This is a genomic window from Nocardiopsis xinjiangensis YIM 90004 (assembly GCF_000341145.1).
GTDB classification, from domain to species: Bacteria; Actinomycetota; Actinomycetes; order Streptosporangiales; family Streptosporangiaceae; genus Nocardiopsis; species Nocardiopsis xinjiangensis.
Window position 1 is genome coordinate 152,748 of the sequence record NZ_ANBE01000006.1, and the last position, 20,711, is coordinate 173,458.

Annotated in this window: 17 protein-coding genes and 1 pseudogene; 5 read left to right on the forward strand and 13 right to left on the reverse strand. The window is 70.8% G+C overall.

The features are described 5' to 3' along the window. Nucleotides 1–6: 6 nt before the first annotated feature. Nucleotides 7–1,276 (reverse strand): annotated as a pseudogene (locus D473_RS25490) (aminotransferase-like domain-containing protein). Nucleotides 1,277–1,651: 375 nt separating this feature from the next. Between D473_RS25490 and D473_RS0103900 the strand changes: the two are divergent. Next, nucleotides 1,652–2,224 carry a hypothetical protein gene (locus D473_RS0103900; RefSeq protein WP_017607781.1) on the forward strand — a complete coding sequence of 191 codons (573 nt, stop codon included), beginning with the start codon at nucleotides 1,652–1,654 and terminating at the stop codon, nucleotides 2,222–2,224. Nucleotides 2,225–2,455: 231 nt separating this feature from the next. Here the strand turns inward: D473_RS0103900 and D473_RS0103905 are convergent, their stop codons facing one another. The 3 genes from D473_RS0103905 to ddaH all read right to left on the reverse strand — a co-directional run bounded on the left by D473_RS0103905 (nucleotide 2,456) and on the right by ddaH (nucleotide 5,460). Beyond that, the gene (locus tag D473_RS0103905) at nucleotides 2,456–3,766 is read right to left on the reverse strand and encodes a GAF domain-containing protein (protein WP_033352587.1); all 1,311 of its coding nucleotides are present in this window, start codon (nucleotides 3,764–3,766) and stop codon (nucleotides 2,456–2,458) included. An 83-nt stretch (nucleotides 3,767–3,849) separates the two neighbouring features. Further along, the gene (locus D473_RS0103910; RefSeq protein WP_017607783.1) at nucleotides 3,850–4,428 is read right to left on the reverse strand and encodes a TetR/AcrR family transcriptional regulator; all 579 of its coding nucleotides are present in this window, start codon (nucleotides 4,426–4,428) and stop codon (nucleotides 3,850–3,852) included. Between the two features lie 204 nt (nucleotides 4,429–4,632). Next, entirely contained in the window at nucleotides 4,633–5,460 is an 828-nt protein-coding gene (gene ddaH, locus D473_RS0103915) for a dimethylargininase (protein ID WP_017607784.1), read from the reverse strand. A 174-nt stretch (nucleotides 5,461–5,634) separates the two neighbouring features. Between ddaH and D473_RS0103920 the strand changes: the two genes are divergently transcribed. Then, on the forward strand, nucleotides 5,635–6,729 hold the full coding sequence (locus D473_RS0103920; protein WP_017607785.1) for an alcohol dehydrogenase catalytic domain-containing protein: 1,095 nt from the start codon (nucleotides 5,635–5,637) through the stop codon (nucleotides 6,727–6,729). Between the two features lie 141 nt (nucleotides 6,730–6,870). Beyond that, on the forward strand, nucleotides 6,871–8,535 hold the full coding sequence (locus D473_RS0103925; protein WP_017607786.1) for an FAD-binding dehydrogenase: 1,665 nt from the start codon (nucleotides 6,871–6,873) through the stop codon (nucleotides 8,533–8,535). Between the two features lie 40 nt (nucleotides 8,536–8,575). On the opposite strand, the gene D473_RS0103930 is transcribed toward D473_RS0103925, so the two are convergent. The 8 genes from D473_RS0103930 to D473_RS0103965 form a co-directional block, all read right to left on the reverse strand. Continuing rightward, the gene (locus D473_RS0103930; RefSeq protein WP_017607787.1) at nucleotides 8,576–9,094 is read right to left on the reverse strand and encodes a TetR/AcrR family transcriptional regulator; all 519 of its coding nucleotides are present in this window, start codon (nucleotides 9,092–9,094) and stop codon (nucleotides 8,576–8,578) included. Then, nucleotides 9,072–11,315 (reverse strand): CocE/NonD family hydrolase, encoded by a 2,244-nt coding sequence (locus D473_RS0103935; RefSeq protein ID WP_449406438.1) that lies wholly within the window; start codon nucleotides 11,313–11,315, stop codon nucleotides 9,072–9,074. The genes D473_RS0103930 and D473_RS0103935 overlap by 23 nt, the downstream gene beginning before the upstream one ends. Continuing rightward, entirely contained in the window at nucleotides 11,243–13,021 is a 1,779-nt protein-coding gene (locus D473_RS0103940; protein WP_017607789.1) for a dipeptide ABC transporter ATP-binding protein, read from the reverse strand. The genes D473_RS0103935 and D473_RS0103940 overlap by 73 nt, the downstream gene beginning before the upstream one ends. Further along, on the reverse strand, nucleotides 13,018–13,914 hold the full coding sequence (locus D473_RS0103945) for an ABC transporter permease (RefSeq protein WP_017607790.1): 897 nt from the start codon (nucleotides 13,912–13,914) through the stop codon (nucleotides 13,018–13,020). The genes D473_RS0103940 and D473_RS0103945 overlap by 4 nt, the downstream gene beginning before the upstream one ends. Beyond that, a complete protein-coding gene (locus D473_RS0103950) occupies nucleotides 13,911–14,870 on the reverse strand; it encodes an ABC transporter permease (RefSeq protein ID WP_017607791.1) in 960 nt (319 codons plus the stop codon). Before D473_RS0103950 ends, D473_RS0103945 begins: the two co-directional genes overlap by 4 nt. Continuing rightward, complete coding sequence (locus tag D473_RS0103955) at nucleotides 14,870–16,468, reverse strand: ABC transporter substrate-binding protein (RefSeq protein WP_033352589.1); 1,599 nt, start codon at nucleotides 16,466–16,468, stop codon at nucleotides 14,870–14,872. Before D473_RS0103955 ends, D473_RS0103950 begins: the two co-directional genes overlap by 1 nt. A 171-nt stretch (nucleotides 16,469–16,639) precedes the next feature. Beyond that, on the reverse strand, nucleotides 16,640–16,888 hold the full coding sequence (locus D473_RS0103960; protein ID WP_017607793.1) for a hypothetical protein: 249 nt from the start codon (nucleotides 16,886–16,888) through the stop codon (nucleotides 16,640–16,642). A gap of 13 nt (nucleotides 16,889–16,901) precedes the next feature. Beyond that, nucleotides 16,902–17,810, reverse strand: a complete 909-nt coding sequence (locus D473_RS0103965; protein ID WP_017607794.1) for an SPFH domain-containing protein — start codon at nucleotides 17,808–17,810, stop codon at nucleotides 16,902–16,904. Between the two features lie 100 nt (nucleotides 17,811–17,910). Here D473_RS0103965 and D473_RS0103970 point away from each other — a divergent pair, with 100 nt between their 5' ends. Beyond that, nucleotides 17,911–18,408, forward strand: coding sequence for a PH domain-containing protein (locus D473_RS0103970; protein ID WP_017607795.1), 498 nt, complete (start codon nucleotides 17,911–17,913; stop codon nucleotides 18,406–18,408). Then, a complete protein-coding gene (locus D473_RS24155) occupies nucleotides 18,405–20,108 on the forward strand; it encodes a PH domain-containing protein (protein WP_017607796.1) in 1,704 nt (567 codons plus the stop codon). The genes D473_RS0103970 and D473_RS24155 overlap by 4 nt, the downstream gene beginning before the upstream one ends. 24 nt (nucleotides 20,109–20,132) lie before the next feature. Here the strand turns inward: D473_RS24155 and D473_RS0103980 are convergent, their stop codons facing one another. Continuing rightward, nucleotides 20,133–20,546: an STAS domain-containing protein gene (locus D473_RS0103980; RefSeq protein WP_017607797.1), complete on the reverse strand. Its 414-nt coding sequence runs from the start codon at nucleotides 20,544–20,546 to the stop codon at nucleotides 20,133–20,135. Nucleotides 20,547–20,711 lie beyond the last annotated feature (165 nt).

Genomic DNA, 20,711 nt, shown 5'->3' on the forward strand with positions numbered 1-20,711 from the left:
AGATGATCAGGGCAGGTCGGCCGCGGGTGCCTGGCTGCCTTCGGCCGACGGGCTGAGGGTGGAGCCGAAGGTATCACGCAGGTCGAGCTCGCCCTCGATGGCGCCGACGAGGCGGCGCACGCCTTCCCGGATCTGGTCGGGTGTGGGATAGCAGAAGCTCAGGCGCATGGAGGCGCGGCCGCGGCCGTCGGCGTAGAAACCGGTGCCGGGCACGTAGGCCACCCGTTCGGTGACCGCGCGCGGGAGCATGGCCTTGGCGTCGATGCCCTCGGGCAGGGTGGCCCAGACGAAGAAGCCGCCTTCGGGTTCGGTCCAGGTGCAGCCCTCGGGCATGAGGGAGGACAGGGACGAGAGCATGGCGTCGCGGCGCTCGCTGTACATGGCGTTGAAGGTCTTGATCTGTTCGCGCCAGGGGAAGGTGTCGAGGTAGCGGCGCACCACGAGCTGGTTGAAGGTGGAGTGGCTGAGCATCGCCGATTCGGCGGCCAGGACCAGTTTGGCGCGGACGGCGGACGGGGCCAGGGCCCAGCCGATGCGCAGGCCGGGCGAGAGGGTCTTGGACAGTGATCCCAGATAGATGACGTTGCCCTGGCCCTGGGAGTAGAGGGTGGGCTGGGCCTCGCCGTCGTAGCGCAGCAGGCCGTAGGGGTTGTCCTCGACCACGAGCACGTCGTGGCGTTCGCAGACCTGCATGACCTTGGCGCGGCGTTCGGCGGTCATCGTGATGCCGCCGGGGTTCTGGAAGTTGGGGATGGTGTAGAAGAACTTGACGGGTTTGCCCTCGCGTGCGGCGCGGGTGAGGGCCTCGTCGAGTTCTTCGGCGTCGNGTGTTGATCGCGGTCACGTAGGTGGGTGCCTCGGTGAGCACGATGTCGCCGGGGTCGACGAAGACGCGGGTGATGAGGTCCAGGGCCTGCTGGGAGCCGACGGTGACGATGACGTCGTCGGGGGCGGCCTCGACGCCTTCGAGGGTCATGTAGTCGCAGAGCTGTTCGCGCAGAACGGGGTCGCCCTGGGCCGAACCGTACTGCAGGGCGGCCGGCCCCTCCTCGGAGACGACGTCCTTGACCAGGTCACCGATCTGTTCCAGGGGCAGGGCGGCGACGTTGGGCATGCCGCCGGCCAGGGAGACGATCTCGGGGCGCGAGGCGACCGCGAACAGTGCCCGGACCTCCGATGCGACCATGCCCTGTGCTCGGTGTGCGTAGCGGCCCACGTGCGGGTCGATGCGCGAACCCTGTTGGCCGGGCTGCTGCTCTCGGTGGTCAGCGGACACGATCCACCTCCGAAGGAAGGACGGTCTGTGGGCAATCGCGGTGCGGTCGTCGAGAACGGACGGCGATGTCGGTACCCGGTTCGACTCCCGGCGCGGGGCCGTGGTTCACCCGGTGCGCCCGCGAGTGCGGGCGGGGTGTGCTTGCGATACCGGCCGTGCTCGTAAGACGGTCCGGTAAATGCGATCGAGTCTAGGGCATCCAGTGCTCTACCCGTGTCCCTTCATGCCCATACAGCATGACCAGAACATGGGTCACTTTTCACTCTTTTAGCCCGAGTCGGACATATGGCCGACGGTCCGCATCGGCGAGATTGGGCGCCGGGGTGCGTGTGCCTACGGGCCGCAGCGCCCGCACCGATGATCCAGGAGGGACCCATGGGAGTGCGCTCGACCGCCGCCGCACCGCTGGCCGCGGTGCTGCTGTGCGGTGCACTGGCCTCGTGCTCGCCCAGGCAGGAGGAGGACGAGGCAACGATGGCCGAACTGGAACAGGCCATCGAGGACCTGTCGGCGACGGCGCTGCGCCCGGGCGCCGAACAGACCTTCGCAAGCCACGGCCATCCCCTCCCCGAGGGACTGGTGTGCTCGGTCGAGGCACCGGGTGCCCCTTCCCCTTCGAAAACGCCCCCGGGCTCCGAGGACACCCGAACGCGCATCGGCGGGCCGGACGGGGCCGGCCCGACCTTCACCGCCGCCCCCGACCTGGAACCGACCTTCACCGCGGCGCCCGGGGAGGGGGCGGAGGGGTACCTGATGGTGGTGTGCACCGGTAGGACCGAGGAGGGCGAGGAGGCCTCCTTCGAGGCGACGCTGCCGCGCCAGGCCCTGATCGCGGGGGAAGAGGGCGGAAAAGGCCTGTCCGGTGAGTTCGTGGGCCGTGTGGAGCGCGAGGAGCTCTTCACCACGGACTGTTTGCAGTGCGTCCCCCAGGACGGGCCCGGCCCCTGATCCTGCTCCGCCCCGGGGCACAGTGACAGCGGGAGCCCGGAGGCTCGGCCTCCGGGCTCCCGCGCGCACGGGCACGTCGCGCTCGGTCCCTCCCACAGCCCCCCTCGTGGCGTGGCAGGGCTCGCACCCGCTCCCTCCGACGGGGCCGTGCTCGGAGTACGGCCCCACCCGGGTTGCGCTCGCTCAGTCCAACGCACCTGAGCCACAGCAGCAACAGTTGCACTGGGTTGCCTAGCGCTGTCCCATGGTCATGTCCGCGATCTGCTCGGGATCCGCCTGCCGCAGTTCGCGTACCGCCGGAGCGGTCGAGGAGGGAAGCATTTCCTCGAAGGTGCCGGGCGTGTGCACCCGCACGCGCACCTCTTCGCTGAACCGGTAGGGGCGGCTCTCGATGATGCCGCCGAGCTGGCGGCGCACACGTGAGAGCTCGGCGCGGACGGTGACCACGTGTTCGGGGGAGCCGAAGAGGTCCTGGGAGAGCTGGCGGGCGGTGCGCCCGCGCCGGTGGACGGCCAGCAGCAACAGCAGTTCGGTATGGCGCGGGGAGGGCCGGTGGGCCCACTCGCCGCTGTGGCCGGCCACGGCCACGGTCGGTTCGGACCCGGCCAGATCCAGTGTGACCGAGGTGGGGGTGCATTCACCGCGGGGCCTGGGGCGTACGAGCCATCCGCCCGGCAGCGGTTCCAGGGAGCACTCCCCCAGAGCGGGCATCCAGGCGGTGGAGCCGTACCGGTGCCGGGGCAGCAGGATCCTGCGCACCGGCTCCATGTGCACGGCCGCGGCCGTCCAGCCGGACTCGTCCACGACCAGGGCGGGCTCGTTCAAGCCGGCCAGCAGGGGTGCGGCCACCGAACGCAGGCGTTCCAGATGCGTGTGGTGCATGCTCTGCAGGTGGGCCTCGGCCAGGCGGGCGACGGTGTGGACCAGGGCGAGGGTGGAAGGGTGCACGGTCGAGACCGGCCCGGTCACGTCGATGGCGCCGAGCAGGCGGTCGTCGCGGGGGTCGTGCACGGGTGCGCACGCACAGGTGAGGGTGTGCAGGTTGCGTACGTAGTGTTCGGCCGAGTAGATCTGCACCGGTCTGCCCACGGCCAGGGCGGTGCCGATGGCGTTGGTCCCGATGCTGGCCTCGTTCCAGTAGGCGCCCTCGACCAGACCGACGCGGTCACCCACCGCGCGCACCCGGTAGGAGCCGTCGCGCCACAGGATCTGTCCGGCGGCATCGGTGACGAGCATGACGTGGTCGGCCTGGTCGGCAACAGGCACCAGTGAACGACGGATCAGCGACAGGACCTCTGCTATGGGCGAGGCGGTGCGGTCGCGTTGCAGTTCCTCCATGCGGGCGGTGCGCGGGGGCGGCCCGCTGTCGGGGTCGATGCCCAGGCGCCGCACGCGGGCCCAGGAGTCCTCCACGACCGGTCGCAGTGATGCCGGGGTGGGGCGTCCGCTCAGGGCCGCCTCGTGCACGCGGCGCAGCACACGTGCGTGTTCGCGGGCGTCGACCCCTGCCGGCAGCGCCGTGTCCAAGGACGGAAAAGACATGAGTCCCCCTGACCTCACCTTTGCTGTGGATACACCAGTGTCGTGTCTGGGCCCGTGAAGGGCCACCCGACCGGAAGCCGGTCTCAGGGGGCCGCGGTCGCGCCGGCACGGTCGCCCCCCAGACTCGACCAGGTCAGAGCGGTGACATGGCCGGCCATCGTGTGGGGTGTCTCCTCCGGGTGTTCCAGGAGCCAGTCGGTGAAAGCGTCGGCGGTGCTGACGGCGACGCGGGCCAGGAGCTGGGCGTCGCGCAGGTCGGGGGCCACACCGGCGGTGCAGGTGATGATCAGGTCGACGATCTCGGAGATCACACGCTCGCGGGTGCGGGCGACCTGGCCGGTGAAGGGTTCGCCCTGGCCCCCTGCGCGCCGGTAGAGCACCGTCCAACTGTCGCGGTTCTCGGTGATGAAGGTGAAGAAGGCGAGCAGGCCCCGGTGGAGGGGGTCGTCCTCGCGCGGGGCTCGGGGATCGTGCACGGCGCGGCGGATCGCGTCGACGAGCCGGTCGGCCTCCCGTCGCACGCAGGCGAGGAAGATCCCTTCCTTGGAACCCAGGTGGTGGTACACCGTCGGTTTGGAGGTCCCGGCCGCCTCGGCGATCTCGTCCACGCGGACGGTGTGGTAATCGCCCCGGGAGAAGGCGTCGATGGCGGCGTCGATCATCTGTTCCCGGCGGACGCCACGCGGTAGTCGGCGATGTTTGGTCTTCACTTTCAGCAACCCTAGGCGACGGGCGCGGCTTTTCCAGGGACTCTCGTCACTGCCGAGGCCCCTGTTCGCGGGCTCGGAAGCACGCACGTGTGTGACCAGTGGCGACGGGGAGGCCGCCCCCGGGTGCTTTCGGCCACACGGCGGCGGTGGCGTACCTCAGCCGGGGGTCGGGCGCAGTTCGAGGGTGCAGCACTTGGCTCCGCCGCCGGCCTTGCGGAGCTCGTCCAGGTACACGGGGTGGACGGTGTGTCCGCGTCGGCGCAGGCGCTCGGCCAGGCCGGTGGCCTCGGCGGCCATGACGACGTCGGTGCCGGTGCACACCGCGTTGAGGCCCAGGGCGGCGGCGTCGTGTTCGGTGGCGAGGAGAGCGTCGGGAAACAACGCTCGGAGCACGCGCAGGCTTCCGGCGGAGAAGGCTCCCGGGTAGTAGGCGACGGTGTTTCCGGGCAGCGCGAACAGGGCGGTGTCCAGGTGGTAGAAGCGGGGGTCGATCAGCCGGAGGGTGACCACGGGCCGGTCCAGGAACCATTCGGCCTCCTGGTGGGCGGCGGCCTCGGTACGAAAGCCGGTGGCGGCCAGGGCGAGGTCTTCGAGGATGACGAAGTCGCCCTCGCCCTCGTTGACGTGTTTGGGCTCGCGGGCCCCGGTGTAGCCGGCCTTGCGGAACCAGTCGAGGTAGGCGGGGCCCTCGGGGGTGCGTTCGGCGCCGGCGAAGCGGGCCCCGTAGACACGTCCGTCGACGACCAGGCCGCCATTGGCGGCGAAGACCATGTCGGGCAGGCCTTCGATGGGGGTGATCTCGCTGACGTGGTGGCCCAGGGCGCGGTAGAGATCGCGCAGGTGGCGCCATTGGTTCAGGGCTCGGTCGCGGTCGACCGGGACGGAGGGGTCCATCCAGGGGTTGATGGCGTATTCGACCGCGAAGTGGGTGGGCGGGCACATCAGGAAGTGGCGCTGTGCCGGTGCGCTGCTCGTTCGGACCATGGGGCCTCCCTGTCGGCCGCGTTCTCGTCCTGGGTGGGAGCGATGGAGATATACCCGGGCGAGACCGGGCGAGACCCCGTTTCCGAACACGCATCCCCGCAGTGGCCGCTCCCCCGCTCTTGACCGACTGGTCGGTATTGCTAAGGTCGCGGCAGTTCGCGATTGGAGGCCCCCATGCCCACCACCGTCAAGGCCGCCGTGTTCGACGGCCTCAACTCCGCCCCGCGCATCAGCGAGATCGTCCTGCCCGACCCCGGACCCGGCCAGGTGCGTGTGCGCTTGGCGGCAGCGGGTGTGTGCCACTCCGACCTGTCCTTGTCCAACGGCACCCTGGCCCAGAAATGGCCCGCCGTGCTGGGCCACGAGGGCGCCGGGACCGTGGAGGCCGTCGGGGAGGGCGTGTCGGGCCTGTCCCCCGGACAGCTCGTGGCGTTGAACTGGGAGCCGGCCTGCCGTGAGTGCTGGCACTGCCGCCAGGGCGAACCCCACCTGTGCGAGCACGCCCTGGACGGTGCGGCCCGCCCCTACGCCGAGCTCCCCGACGGCACCCCCCTGCATCCGGGGCTCAACATCGGGGCCTTCGCCGAGGCCACCGTGGTGCCCGCCAACGCCGTGGTCCCTCTTCCCGAAGGGATCGACATGGGTGTGGCCGCCGTCCTGGGGTGTGCGGTCCTGACCGGGTGGGGCGCGGTCAACAACTCCGCCCAGGTGCGCCCGGGACAGTCCGCAGCCGTGCTGGGGCTGGGCGGTGTGGGCCTGTCGTTGCTGCAGTCGGCCCGCCTGGCCGGCGCCGACCCGCTCGTGGCCGTGGACCTGTCCCCCGACAAGGAGGAGCTGGCGCGTTCCCTGGGCGCCACCGACTTCGTGCTCGCCGACGAGTCCCTGACCAAGAACGTGCGGGCCCTGACCGAGGGGCGCGGCGTCGACCATGCCTTCGAGGTGGTGGGCTCGGGCAAGGTCGTGCGTGCGGCCTGGAACTCCGCCCGCCGCGGGGGCACCGTCACGGTCGTGGGGGTGGGCAGCGTGAAGGACGAGGTCTCCTTCAACGCTCTGGAGCTCTTCCACCAGGCGCGGACGCTGCGCGGGTGCGTGTACGGATCCAGCGATCCCGACCGCGACATCCCCGTGGTGGCCGACCTGGTGCGCTCGGGTCAGCTGCGCCTGAACACGATGATCACCGACGAGATCGGTCTGGAGGGGCTGCCCGAGGCCTTCGACCGGATGCGCCGGGGCAGCGGCGGGCGTTCGCTGGTACGTCTCGGCGGCTGAGGCCGGGCGCCGGTCACACTCTGGTCACCGATGCGCCTCCCGGCCCATCTGCCCCTTGTGGCCGCATCGCGGTGCGCGGCACAGTCGGGTCAGGCGCGCCCGCCGGGTCCGGGGCACGGACCGCAGAACGAAGGGAAGCGGATGAGCGAGGGAGCCGAGCAGGCCGACACGATCGTCGTGGGCGCCGGTCTGGCCGGGCTGGCGGCAACGGCGGAGCTGGCCGAGGCGGGAAAACGGGTGCTGCTGGTGGAGCAGGAGCCCGAGCAGTCCCTGGGCGGTCAGGCGCACTGGTCCCTGGGCGGACTGTTTCTGGTGGACTCGCCCGAGCAGCGGCGTATGGGGGTGCGCGACTCCGCGGAGCTGGCCCTGCAGGACTGGATGGGCACGGCCGGCTTCGACCGCCCCGAGGACGCCTGGCCCCGCAAGTGGGCCGAAGCCTACGTCGACTTCGCCTCCGGGGAGAAATACTCCTGGTTGAAGAAGATGGGCATGTCCTTCTTTCCCGTGGTGGGCTGGGCCGAGCGCGGCGGGGGCCTGGCCGGCGGGCACGGCAACTCCGTCCCGCGTTTCCACATCACCTGGGGCACCGGCCCGGGGGTGGTGGCCCCCTTCGAGCGCCGCGTGCGCGCGGCCGTGGAGAGCGGTCTGGTGGAGCTGCGGTTCCGCCACCGCGTGGACGAGATGGTGGTCGAGGGCGGCACGGTGACGGGGGTCCGTGGTGCGGTGCTGGCGCCCAGCGGGACCGAGCGCGGCCGGGCCAGCAGCCGGGACACGGTGGGTGGCTTCGAGCTGTCGGCGCAGGCGGTGGTGGTCACCTCCGGCGGGATCGGCGGCAACATCGACCTGGTGCGGCGCAACTGGCCCGAGCGGTTGGGCGCGCCCCCGCGGCACATGCTCTCGGGGGTGCCCGAGCACGTGGACGGGCGGATGCTGGCCATCGCGGAGAAGAGCGGCGCCCAGATCATCAACCGCGACCGGATGTGGCACTACACCGAGGGCATCACCAACTGGGACCCGGTCTGGGAGCGGCACGGTATCCGGATCCTGCCCGGGCCGTCGTCGCTGTGGTTGGACGCGACCGGGAAGCGGTTGCCGTCGCCCAACTTCCCCGGGTTCGACACGCTGGGCACCCTGGAACACATCATGGGCAGCGGCCACGAGTACACGTGGTTCGTGCTCTCGCAGAAGGTCATCGAGAAGGAGTTCGGCCTGTCGGGTTCGGAGCAGAACCCCGACATGACCGGCAAGGACCTGAAGCTGGTCCTGCAGCGGGTGCTTCCGGGCGCCCCGGGGCCGGTGGAGGCCTTCAAACAGCACGGAGTGGACTTCGCCGTGGCCGACCGGTTGCCGGCGCTGATCGAGAAGATGCGGGCGATCGCCGGTGACGGTGCCCTGGACGCCGACACGGTCACCCGCGAGGTGGTCGCGCGCGACCGGGAGATGGTCAACGACTTCACCAAGGACCTGCAGGTGATGTCGATCCACAACGCGCGCTCCTACCGGGGCGACCGGTTGGGCCGGGTGGCTGCCCCGCACCAGATCCTGGACCCGAAGGCGGGCCCGCTCATCGCGGTGCGCCTGCACCTGCTCACCCGCAAGACGCTGGGCGGACTGCACACCGACCTGGACGCGCGGGTGCTGCGCTCGGACGGCAGCGCGCTCCCCGGTGTCTACGCCGCCGGTGAGGCCGCCGGGTTCGGCGGTGGCGGGGTGCACGGTTACCGCGCCCTGGAGGGCACGTTCCTGGGCGGGTGCATGTTCTCCGGCCGCACGGCCGGGCGGGCCGCGGCTGCCGCCACCGGTTGAGCCCCTCCGGGCCGGCTCCGGAGGGGCCGGCCCGGACCGTTCAGGGCGTGCTCTCAAGCCCCAGTTCCGAGGCCAGGAAACGGCGCAGGTGGGCACGGGCCTGGTCGATGCTCAGAGGCGGGGCACCGCGCAGGCGCCTCAGGGCCAGGCCGTCGACCAGGGCACTGAACCGGACCGTGGTCTCGGCGACGTCGTCGCAGCGGAATTCCCCGTTGTCGCGTCCGCGCTCGACGAGTTCACCGATGCGGTCCGACCAGTCCTCGTAGCGGCGGCGCTGGAGAGTGTCGGGGGTGCGTACGGCGTCGGCGGCCCAGCTCTCGAACCACAGGCGCCAGTGCTGGTCGGTCTCGGTGTTGAACACACCGGCCACGAGCACGTCGATCCCTTCGACGGCCGAGGGAGCCGACAGCATCCGTTCCCCCAGAGGCCGGTAATAGGCGTCCACCTCGATGGAAACGGCCTCACCGATGATCTCGCCGATCCCGCCGAAGTGGTAGGTGACGGTTCCGACCGAGACCCCGGCGGCGCGGGCGATGTCACGCAGGCCGACCCCGCTCACGCCGTGTTCGAGGACGAGCGGAACGGCGGCCTCCAGGATGAGGCGGCGCCGTACCTCGGTGGGTTGCCGGGTGCGCTGTTCGGGTGAGACGGCCCTGCGCCGGGGCCCGCCGGCCCCGGCGGGGGGGGGNTCGCTCCCAGGTGCGGTCCGCCACGACCTCGCCGCCGGAGTGGGCCTCGACCCGACTGTGCACATGGAAGTGGTCGTCGGTGGCGCTGAGCTCGCTGGACGTGCGCACCAGGACGTCCCATCCCTCCCGCTCCAAAGTGATCTGCCATTCGGATCTTGCCACAGCCGACAACGGGTCGTCGACCTGGATCCGGTAGTGCTCGCGGGCCTTCTCGGTGTAGACGAGCCCGTCGGGGTAGGTCCGCGATCCCCCGTAGTTGGGGTCCACGTCCAGGACCCACTCGCCGGTACCCACGTCGTGGCTGATGAGGCGTTCGGGGCGGTCCTCGGCCGTTCCCCGCACGATCGGGAGCGGGGACGCCTGCTCGGCCTCCTCGAAGACCACGGGCTCGCGGCCCAGGTCGGCGCCCTCGGGCCGTTCGGGCAGCAGCAGGGCGCTCCGGTCCGGCCACACGGTCAGCGCTGTGTCGTCGGGCTGGGGCCAGACCCAAGGCCAGTAGGAGGTGGACAGGGCCACCCGGATCCGGTGGCCGGCCGGGAAGGCGTAGCCCGTTCCGGAGAGCTCGACCTCGACGTCCTCGGGGGTACCCGGTTCCCAGGGCACGACCCGGTCCCTGCCGTGGCGGCTGCTGAGGTTCATCACGCCCCGGCTGACCAAGGTGGAGCTCCCGTCGGGGGCGACGTCGCACACACGGACCACGACGGTGCCCCGGGGGTGGTCGGCGTCCATGCGCAGGCGTACGCGGGCACGGCCGAGGATCTCGGTGCGCCGCTCCAGGAGGGCTCCGTCGAAGCAGGTGGAGCGCCCGTCCTCCTCCCGTTGGTCGGAGGGCAGGTCGGTGGAGTTTCCGTAGGGGAAGTACCGTCCGGCGTCCACCCCGGTGTGCTGGGGGCTGTGCACGGTGACCGGCCCCTGCTCGCCCAGGGGTGTGCTGGTCCACTCGGTCAGGGGTGAGGGCCAGGCGTCGTCGGAGACCCAGCGCCCGGGGCGCTCTGCGTAGGCGGTGGCGGGGGCGACGGGTTCTTGGAGGTAGGAACGCAGTCGGGGTGTGTCCATGGCGCCGTTGTCGGCGTCCTTGAGCCAGTGGTCCCACCAGCGCACGGTCTCCTGGAGGAAGCCGATGTGCGGGCCGGGCGGCAGGTCGATGTCGGGATACTGGTGTGCCCAAGGGCCGAGGATGCCGCGTACCGGCCCGGACAGGTTCTCGACCAGGCGCAGCACGGTGTCCCTGTAGGGGTCGGCCCAGCCGCCGACTGCCAGCACCGCCGCGTCCAGGGCCGTGTAGTCCTCGCACACACTGCCGTGGCGCCAGTAGTCGTCGCGTTGCTGGTGGGCGAGCCAGGTGTGCATGAACGGTTCGACGGCACCGAGGCGCTCACGCCACATCGGCAACCAGTCCCGGCCCACGGCGGTGGGGTCCGGCGGACGTGCGGTGAAGGCGAGCATGGTTCCCGACCAGCCGGCCATGTCGATGCCCAGGACGGAACCACCGATGTAGTGGACATCGTTGTCATAGCGGTCGTCGGCAGAGCAGACGGTGACGATCGCCTTGAGGGGTTCGGGGCGCCGTGCGGCGATCTGCAGTGAGTTGAATCCGCCCCAGGAGATCCCGAACATGCCGACTTTGCCGGTGCACCAGGGCTGGGCGGCCAGCCAGTGCACGACCTCGACGCCGTCCTGGATCTCTTGTTCGGTGTACTCGTCGAGCATGACACCCTCGGAGTTGCCCGAGCCCCTCAGGTCCACGCGCACCGATGCGTACCCGTGCCCGGCGTAGTAGGGGTGGCGTTGGGCGTCGCGAGGCGCGGTCCAGTCACCCTTCCGGTAGGGCAAGTATTCCAGGAGTGCTGGGACGGGCCGGTCCGCGGCGTCGGCCGGTGCCCAGATGCGCGCGTGCAAACGGATGCCGTCGCTCATCGGGATCCAGGTCTCGTGCACCTCGACGTCTCTGTCGAAGTGGTCTCTGTGGCGCATGGTCCCCCGTTCGTGTGTGGTGGTGATCCGGTGTGCGGCGGTGTTCAGGTGGCCTCGGTCGTCTCTGGCCCGGAGCCCCGGCGGCGGATGCGGTGGCCCGCTCCCAGGTCGAGCCATACGGGGTCGTCGCCGGTGTCAGAGGGCAGCTCCGGCGACAGGTGTGTTCGGGCGGGTTCGGGCCCGTGTGCATCGGAAGGATCGAGCACCGCATCGATCAGGCTCCGTGTGTAGGGGTGGTTGGGCCCGGAGAAGACCGCTTCCACCGGGCCTTCCTCCACGACCCGGCCGTGGCGCAGGACGGCGACCCGGTCGGCGATGCCGCGTACGACCGCCAGGTCGTGGCTGATGAAGACGAAGGCCAGGTCCCTCTCCTCGCGCAGCTGTTCGAGCAGGCCCAGGACCGAGGCCTGCACCGACACGTCCAGAGCGGTGGTGACCTCGTCGGCCACGACCACCTCCGGTTCCCCTGCCAGAGCCCGGGCGATCCCGACCCGTTGGCGTTGGCCTCCGGAGAGTTGTCCGGGCAATCGGCCGGACAGGGCCGGGTCCAGGGCGACGTCGGACAGCAGGGTGTGAACACGCCCGTCCGCCTCGCGACGGGACAGGCCCCCGAAGAAGCGGAGCGGGCGGCGGATCGCCTCCCGAACCGCACGGCGGGGGTTCAGGGAGGTGTCGGCGTTCTGGAACACCAGTTGGACACGGCGTCGCACGTCGAGGGGGCGCCGCCGTGCGGTGGCGTCCAGGTCCCCTTCGGTACGGCCCTGCAACCGCATGTGTCCGCTCGAAGGAGCGTGGAGCCCGGCCAGGGACCAGGCCAGGGTCGACTTGCCGCTGCCCGATTCGCCGACCAGGGCCAGGACCTCGCCGCGGCGCAGGCCGAGGGTGACACCGTCGACGGCGCGGGTGGGGCCGTGGTCGATGGTCACGTTCTGCAGCGAGACCACTTCGGGTGCATCCTCGGGTACCGGTGTGCGGGTGCGTACGGCACGGATGCCGTCCTGGTCGACCTCGATGAGTCCGCGGTCCTCCAGGCGGGGCACGGAGGCGAGCAGGAGCCGGGTGTAGGGGTGTTCGGGGGCCGTCAGGACCTGCTGGGCGCTCCCCTGCTCCACCACGGCCCCTTCCCTCATGACGAGGACCTCGTCGGCCATGCGTGAGACCACGCCCAGGTCGTGGCTGACCAGGATCGAGGTGAGGCCGAGTTCGCTGCTCAGGTCGGCGACCAGGTCCAGGATGCGCGCCTGGGTGAGCACGTCCAGGGCGGTGGTGGGTTCGTCCAGGACCAGCAGGCGCGGACGTGCGGCCAGGGCCATGGCGATCGCGACACGCTGCTGCTGTCCGCCGGAGAGTTGGTGGGGGTAGCGGCGCAGCAGACTCACGGGGGCGGGCAGGTCCACCTTCTCGGCCAGGTCGAGGACCTGTGCGCGCCGTTCGTGGCGCGGCAGGCGTTGGGGCAGCAGGGCCTCCTCGATCTGCGCACCCACCCGCATGGAGGGGGTCAGGGAGTGGCCCGCGTTCTGTCCGACCAGGGCCACGTCGTGGGCGCGCAACCGGCGCACCGCCACCGGGTCGAGGCCGAAGAGGTCCTGGCCGGCGAGTTCGACCCGGCCGGAGGTGACCCGGGAGCCATGGCGCAGGTGGGCGAGCAGGGCGGCGGCGACAGTGGATTTTCCGCTGCCGGACTCACCGACCACGGCCAGTGTGCGTCCGGCCCTGACCTGGAAGGAGACCCCGCGCACGACGGGGACGTCGGCCCCTTCGGACGTGTAGGCCACCGACAGGTTCTCGACCCTCACCAGTGGTCCGGTGTGCTCGGTGTTCATGAGGCCTCCTCGGTTCGGTCCACGCTCCAGGCCCGGGACAGACCGTCGGCCGACAGGTTCAAACCCACGACGAGGGTGGCCAGGGCGATGATCGGGGCGAGCGTCGCCCAGGGCAGGACCACCATGGCCGTGCGGTTCTCCGAGATCATCAGTCCCCAGTCGGGGGTGGGCGGGTCGGCGCCGAAGCCCAGGAACGACAGTGAGCTGATGAGCAGGACCACCCAGGAGGCGCGCATGGCGAACTCGACGGCGACCACGTGCACGATGTTGGGCAGGACCTCGCGCAGCAGGATCGACAGGGTGCGTTCCCCTCGGGCCCGGGCGGCGGTGACGTAGTCGAGCGGGGCCACCCCGAGAGCGGCGGCGCGGACCACACGTACGACCTGGGGGGTGTAGACCAGGGTGACGGCGAGGACGATGACGGCCGGTCCGGCGCCTAGCACGGTGACGACCACCAGGAGCGCCAGGATCGGGGGGATGGCCAGGACCGCGTCCAGGACCCGCATCAGGAGCCCGTCGAGGCGTCCTCCCTTGAGGGCGGTCGCGCACCCCAGGACGGTTCCCAGGGCGATGGCGCAGGTGGTGGCGGCGAAGGAGACGGTCAGAGCGTACTGACCGCCGTACACGACCCGGGTCAGGACGTCGCGTCCCAGGGCGTCGGTGCCGAGCCAGTGGTCCCCGCTCGGGCCCAGCAGGGCCTCATCGGGGACGTTGGCCGTGGGTGAGGCCGAGGTCAGCAGTGGTGCGAGCACCGCCACGGCCAGGTGGAGCGCGACCAGGCCCAGGCCCACGCACGCCGTACGCGAGCGCCGCAGGGTGCGCACGGTCCGGCTCACAGTGTGTGCGGCCGTCCTGCTCGGGGTGGAAGGGGTGCCGTGGTTCGGCTCGCTCATCGCTTGCTCCCTCCCCCGGTGCGCAGGCGCGGGTTGAGCGCCATGGCGCCCAAGTCGGCCGCCAGGTTGCACAGCACGTAGACCAGTGCGCTGATCACGGCGATGGCCTGGAGGACGGGCAGGTCGCGGTTGTGCACCGATTCCAGCATGAGCTGACCGATCCCGGGGTAGTTGAAGACGTTCTCGACCACGGCCACGCCGCCGACGAGCCAGGCCACGTTCATGGCGATGACGTTGAGTGTGGGCAGCAGTGCGCTGGGCAGCGCGTGGCGCACCACCAAACGCACGGTGCTGATCCCCTTGAGGCGGGCGGTGGTGACGAATTCGCCGGCCATGACATCGATGATGCTGGTCCTGGTCATGCGCACGATGTAGGCGGTCATGACCACGGACAGCGCGATGGTGGGCAGGACCACCGCCGGCAGCAGATCGGCCACGGGTGCGGTGGCCTCGTCGAGCACGACGGCGGGAAGCACGGGCACGGTGATGGACAGAAGCAGCACCAGCAGCGTGGCCATGACGAACTCCGGCACGCTCATACCGATAAGGGTGAGCGTGGAGATGAGGGCGTCGGGCCACCGGTCGCGGTACAGGCCCGCGAGTACGCCGAGCACGACCGATGCGGTCACGGCGACCACGATGGTGGACACGGCGATGAGCACGGTGTTGCGCAGGTGCGGCCAGAGCGTGTGGGCGACGGGCTCGCCCGAGACCGGGGAGAGGCCGAAGTCGCCGCGCGCGGCGCCGGCGATCCAGTCGAGGAAACGCACCGCGGCGGGGCGGTTGAGGTCCATCTGGTCCCTGAGCGCGGCCACTGCCTCGGGGGTGGCGTCCTGGCCCAGGACCTGAGTGGCCACGTCCCCCGGCAACAGTTGCACGGCGGCGAAGACCAGCACCGCGGACAGGACCACGGTCAGAACCGCCGACAGCAGGCGTCGGCAGGTGTAGAGGAGCATCAGGGCCTCAATCCGATGTTGAGGTAGTCGAACTCGAATCCGGACTCGTGGTAGTTGAGGACCTCTCGGGAGAGCCCGACCAGGCGGTCGGCGAACATGGGTGTCATCGCGCCCGCCTCCTCCACGACCAGGCGTTGGGCGTCCTGGTAGAGGCGGCGGCGCCGGTCCCCGTCCGCGGTGCTCCGGGCCGAGTCCAGCAGGTCGTCGAAGTCGGGATCGGACCAGGCGGTCTCGTTGTAGGAGGAACCGCTGCGGAAGATCTGGTTGAGAAGCTGGTCCGCGGGCCGGCCGGTGTACCAGTAGGTGGCCATGAGGGGCCGCTGCATCCAGATCTGGGTGTAGTAGGAGTCGGCGGAGGCGTTGCGTACGCGCACGTCGATGCCGGCCTCGGCGACCGAGTCACGGTAGGCCAAGGCCATGGGGGTGAAGACCGGATCGTAGGTGGAGGTGTACAGGTCCACCTGCAACCCCTCGTGGCCGGCTTCGGAGAGCAGGGCACGGGCCCGTTCCGGGTCGCGTTCGAGGGAATGGTCGGTCCAGTAGGGGGTCTCGGGCGGTACGGGGTTGTCCTCGCCCACGACGCCGGTGCCCTGAAGCGCGACGTCGAGGAGGTGCACCGGGTCGTAGGCCGTCTTCATGGCCCGGCGCACCCGGGCGTCGGTGAAGGGCTCAGCGGTGGTGAGCATGGGCAGCACGTACCACTGGGCGTTGACCGAGCGGGCGATGGTGGCGTTGTCGGACGCGGCCACCACACGTGCTGTGGCGAAGTCGAGGTTGGTCTGGGAGAGCAGGTCGACCTGACCGGCGAGCAGAGCGTTGGTACGGGCCTGGATGTCGGTCATCGCGAACATCTCGATGGCGTCGAGGACGGGTCGCCCCTCCCAGTGGCCCTCGTCGGCGACCACGCGGCCCCTGCCTCCGGGTGAGAAGTTCTCCAACCGGAAGGGGCCGGTGCCGATCCCGCTCTCGCCGATGCTGCCGCCGCTGCCCTCTGGGACCACATAGCAGTGGTAGTTGGTCAGCAGGGCGGGGAACTCGAAGTTGGGGGTGTCGAGTTCGACCCGGAGCACGCCTGGTTCGGGGGTGTGGACCCCCTCGGGTGAGAGCAGAGGGGTCAGCACGGTGGCCTGGGGCGATGCGAGGTCGGGGTCGAGGATGCGGCGCAGGGTGTAGGCGGCGTCGGCCGAGGTGAACCGGGTGCCGTCGTGGAAGTCGACCCCCTCGCGCAGCCGGAAGGTCCACTTGGTGCCCTCGTCGTCGGACTCCCAATCGGTGGCCAGATCGGGCACGGTCTCACCGTTCTCGTCCATACGCACGAGACGGTTGTAGAGCGCACCGAGGTACTCGTAGGCCGACAGCGAGTCGGCCGGGTCCAGGGTCTCGGCCTGGGAGGCGGGCGGGCGGGCGATGCGCAGGACTCCACCGTCGGCGGGTGTGCCGGTGGCCGCACCCTCGGGGACGGAGGAGGCCGCCTCGGCTCCCGTACGTGAGCATCCGGTCGCCAGGGTGGCCGCACTCACGGCCGCAGCGCCGCCCAGGAGCGCGGTCCTACGCCGGATCCGTGGCACGCCCCTCTCGGAGCCCGGTGAACGCGGCATGTCTTCCTCTCCAACGGGGTCGTCCAGCGGCACACACAACCAATCGTTCAATGAACGATTGATGTACCGAGTGAACGATAAGGGGTGGAAGCTCACCTTTTCAACCTGGGACGATCCGAAACACCACCGGCCGCCTCGCGCCGAGGCGGCCGGTCCAGGGGCGGGGCGGTCTCATCCGCCCTCGGGCGTCTCCTCCTCTCCGGGGGCGTCCTCCTCCGCTTCCGGGCGGCGTTTGCGGGGCCGTCCGCGGCGGGGCAGGTCCCCTGCGCCCTTGGGCATGCGCCCGGCCTCGTCGAGGGCACGGCGCAGGACGAATTCGATCTGGGCGTTGGTGCTGCGCAGTTCCTGACCGGCCCACCGCGCCAGGGCGTCGTGGACGGCCGGATCGAGCCGCAACAGCACCTTCTTGCGCTCGGGCACGGCGCCTCCCCCTCTACTGGTAGAGGGTCCCGGTGTTGACGACGGGGCTGGCCGGGGTGTCGGAGCACAGTACGACCAGCAGGTTGCTGACCATGGCGGCCTTGCGTTCCTCGTCCATGTCGACGATGTCGTCGTCGGCGAGGATCTCCAGCGCGCGGTCGACCATGCCGACGGCCCCCTCCACGATCTCCCGGCGGGCGGCGACCACCGCGCCGGCCTGCTGGCGCTGGAGCATGGCCTGGGCGATCTCGGGCGCGTAGGCGAGGTGGGTGAAACGGGTCTCGATCACACGCACCCCGGCCGCCTCGACGCGGGCGACGACCTCGTTGGAGAGCTCCTCGGTGATGGCCTCGGCGTTCTCGCGCAGCGAGTAGGCGTGTGCGTCGTCGTGGGAGTCGTAGGGGTACTTGCCGGCGATGTGGCGCACGGCGGCCTCGGTCTGGATGGAGACGAACTCGACGAAGTCGTCGACCTCGAAGGAGGCGCGGGCGGTGTCCTCGACCTGCCAGACGGCCACGGCAGAGATCTCGATGGGGCTGCCGGAGGCGTCGTTGACCTTCATCACGGAGGTCTCGTGGTTGCGGATGCGCGTGGAGACCTTGGTGCGTGCGGTGAGCGGGTTGACCCAGTGCAGGCCCTCGGTGCGCATGGTGCCCACGTAGCGGCCGAAGAGCTGGACGACACGGGCCTCGTTGGGCGCGACCATCGTCAGGCCGATGGAGAGGAAGACTCCCGCCAGGGCGACCGCGATACCGATCCCGATGAGGAATTCGGGCAGGCCGATGGCGGGGGCGCAGGCGATGACGACGCCGAGCAGGACGATGGCCAGTGACACCAGGAGCATGGGGACACCGCCGGCCCCGGAGGTGGCGCGTTCGCGGTACTGGGGCGCGGCGTCGATGACGGACGGTGCATCGGGCACGGATTCCTCCTCTGATCGAATGATGACTCGAGCATAGCATTGTGATATCACTTTAAAGAACGCTTACCCCCAAGCCCCAGCGAGAGGAGACGAGGCCACGATGAGCAGCGACGCTCTGCGTTTGCGCCCGCCCCGCCACCGTGTGGACCGGCGCGCGATCATGTGGTGGACCGCCCGGGCCCTGATGACGACGGTGGTGATCACAGCGGCTCCGGCCGTACCGGCGGTCTTCGTCGAACCGATCCGTTTCTGGCTCCTGTCGGCGACCGTGGTCGTGGCCGTGACCGGGCTGTCCGTCACCGTGGTCATGCCGCAGTGGCGCTACCGCGTGCACCGCTGGGAAGTCACCGACACCGCCGTCTACACCTCCAGTGGGTGGTTGTGGCAGGAGTGGCGTGTGGCGCCCATGTCACGCATCCAGACCGTGGACACCGCGCGGGGACCGCTCCAGCGTGTCTTCGGACTCTCCAGCGTCACCGTGACCACCGCGTCGGCGGCCGGGCCCATCGAGATCAGCGGCTTGGACCACATGAGGGCCACCGAGGTGGTGGACCAGCTCACCGAGACCACCGAGGCCACCCCGGGGGATGCCACATGAGCCCGCACGGGGAGAAGCCGGCCGACGGCTGGCAGGGGTTGAGCCGACTGACCGTGTGGGCCGACGCCGTCGTCGGGGCACTGATCATCGCGCCGGCGGCGATCGGTCTGACCATCGCTCTGGCCCTTGCGCCCTTGGCATGGGGATGGTCGGTGCTGCCGGTCCCCGCCGCACTCGCCCTCTTCGCGGGGATGACCTACCTGGACCTGCTGCGGCTGCGCGCGGTGGGTTACCGGGTCACCGACGAGCGGATGGAGATGCGTTCGGGCCTGATCGCCAAGGCCTACCGTTCGATCCCGCGCGAGCGGGTGCGCAGCGTCGACGTGGCCGCGCCCCTGTACGTGCGTGTGTTCGGGCTGTGCACGGTCACGGTCGGCACCGGGGAGTCGGCCGGGGCGGGCGGTTCCGACCAGCTGCAGTTGCAGTTCGTCACCGCCGGGCAGGGCGAACAGCTGCGGCGTGATCTGCTGCAGCGCGGCCCCGTTCCGAAGACCACCGGTGAGAACGAGGAGAACGGGACCGGAGAGGGGCCGGAGGAGGAAGAAGAGGAGCTGGCGCGGCTGAACCCGCGCTGGTTCGCCTACGCGCCCGCCACCGGGGCCACGCTCGGTATCGGCGTCGGTGCGCTCGCCACTCTGGCCAGCATCAGCGCGCAGATGGGCGGCCGGGGACGGCAATGGCTCTCGGAGTGGCTCGTCCTGCCCAGCGGGGCGGAGATCGGCGCGTTCATCATGGGGCGGCTGTTGTTGCTGGTGCCGCTGACCCTGTTCGCGCTGCTGCTCCTGGGCGCGGTCGTCACCCTGGCCGCGGCCGTGGAGACCTGGTGGGACTACCGCCTGATCCGCCAGAGCGACGGGACGGTGCGGCTGCGCCGCGGCCTGCTGACCAGTGTGTCGCTGTCGGTGGAGGGACGGCGCCTCAACGGTGTGGCACTGCGGGAGCCCTTCGTCCTGCGTTCGGTGGGCGGCGCCGAGATCCGGGCGGTGGCCACGGGGCTCTCCGCCGGCGACGACGAGAAGACCGCCGCCAAGAGCCGCCTGTCCCCCGCCATGCCCGGCAAGCGGGCGCGGGCGCTGGCCGCGACCCTGCTGCGGACCCCCGACTCCCCCTTCGGCCCGGTCCCCCGGGTGCACCCGCGTGCGGCTCTGCGCCGCCGGTTCGCCCGCGCGGGGATGGCCACACTGGCGGCCACGGCGGTGGCCGGGGCGCTGACGTGGGTGCACGTCCAGCTGCGCGGCCCCTGGGCCGATGCGTGGAGCTCGGTGGAGGCCGAGGCCATGGGCGTACCCCTGACCAGCGGGGCCGCGGAGGCCACCCCGGTGTGGGGCTGGTTCGCCGTGGCGGCGCTCTTCGGTGCGGTGGCGTTCTGGTACGCCGTGGGTTCCTACCGGGGCCTGGGCCATGGGGTGCACACGCGCCATCTGGTGGTGCGGCGCGGTATGGCGGTGCGGACCACGGTGGCGATGGAGCGCTCGGCCGTCATCGGCTGGCGCATCAGCCGATCGCCCTTCCAGCGGCGGTTGGCTCTGGCGGACGTGTCGGCCACGACCGCGGCCGGTGAAGGCCGGTACACCGCCGCCGACGTGGGTCTGGGTCAAGGGGTGGCGTGGGCCGAGGAGGCCGTGCCGGGTCTGCTGGCGCCGTTCGTGGAGCGTGTGGAACCCGAGAGCGGAGCTCCGGAGCGTTCGGTGCTGCCGTGAGCCGCGGCCGGGGCGGGCGCCCGGTCAGGGCGTGTCCGGCACCGTGCGGTCGGCTTCGGACGCGTGGTGGACGGGGCGCCCGTCTGCGTGGGCCCTGGCCATCTGGACCACGGGGTAGATCTCGAAGAGGTTCCCCAGCTCGAGGGCCTGAAGGACCCGGGCCGCCACGGGGGCGGGCTCGGCCAGAGCGAGGTGGCGCCCCTGGAGGGTGAGCTCGTGGTGGACCGCGATCAGGGAGCGCACGCCGCTGGCGTCGAAGAAGTCGAGTCCGGACATGTCCACGACCAGGCAGTCGTGGACACGGCGGGGGGCGGTACGCAGGAGCCGGTCACGCAGGTGATCGGCGGTGGCCAGGTCGATCTCGCCGTGGACGGGCACCACCGTCGCCCCCGCGCAGCGGAAGCGCTCCCGGTTCGAGAACCCGGCATCGTTCGCCACTGGGCCACCTCTCACTGGACGTAACCTTTCCACTACGTGACCGCGTACGAGATCGTAACCTCTCCAGAGAGGCTTCGGAGGTCCTTCACCCCCGGGGTCACTCCTTTCTCACCACCCGGACACACGGAAGTGCACACGGTCACGGCTCGCTCACTTGTCTTCTCT

Bases quoted from the DNA above. Each gene is read 5' to 3' on its own strand.
- D473_RS0103905 (WP_033352587.1), bottom strand. From the start codon at position 3,766: ATGTCTTTTCCGTCCTTGGACACGGCGCTGCCGGCAGGGGTCGACGCC.
- D473_RS24155 (WP_017607796.1), top strand. From the start codon at position 18,405: ATGAGCCCGCACGGGGAGAAGCCGGCCGACGGCTGGCAGGGGTTGAGC.
- D473_RS0103940 (WP_017607789.1), bottom strand. From the start codon at position 13,021: ATGAACACCGAGCACACCGGACCACTGGTGAGGGTCGAGAACCTGTCG.
- D473_RS0103900 (WP_017607781.1), top strand. From the start codon at position 1,652: ATGGGAGTGCGCTCGACCGCCGCCGCACCGCTGGCCGCGGTGCTGCTG.
- D473_RS0103955 (WP_033352589.1), bottom strand. From the start codon at position 16,468: ATGCCGCGTTCACCGGGCTCCGAGAGGGGCGTGCCACGGATCCGGCGT.
- D473_RS0103945 (WP_017607790.1), bottom strand. From the start codon at position 13,914: ATGAGCGAGCCGAACCACGGCACCCCTTCCACCCCGAGCAGGACGGCC.
- ddaH (WP_017607784.1), bottom strand. From the start codon at position 5,460: ATGGTCCGAACGAGCAGCGCACCGGCACAGCGCCACTTCCTGATGTGC.
- D473_RS0103910 (WP_017607783.1), bottom strand. From the start codon at position 4,428: ATGATCGACGCCGCCATCGACGCCTTCTCCCGGGGCGATTACCACACC.
- D473_RS0103925 (WP_017607786.1), top strand. From the start codon at position 6,871: ATGAGCGAGGGAGCCGAGCAGGCCGACACGATCGTCGTGGGCGCCGGT.
- D473_RS0103920 (WP_017607785.1), top strand. From the start codon at position 5,635: ATGCCCACCACCGTCAAGGCCGCCGTGTTCGACGGCCTCAACTCCGCC.
- D473_RS0103950 (WP_017607791.1), bottom strand. From the start codon at position 14,870: ATGCTCCTCTACACCTGCCGACGCCTGCTGTCGGCGGTTCTGACCGTG.
- D473_RS0103970 (WP_017607795.1), top strand. From the start codon at position 17,911: ATGAGCAGCGACGCTCTGCGTTTGCGCCCGCCCCGCCACCGTGTGGAC.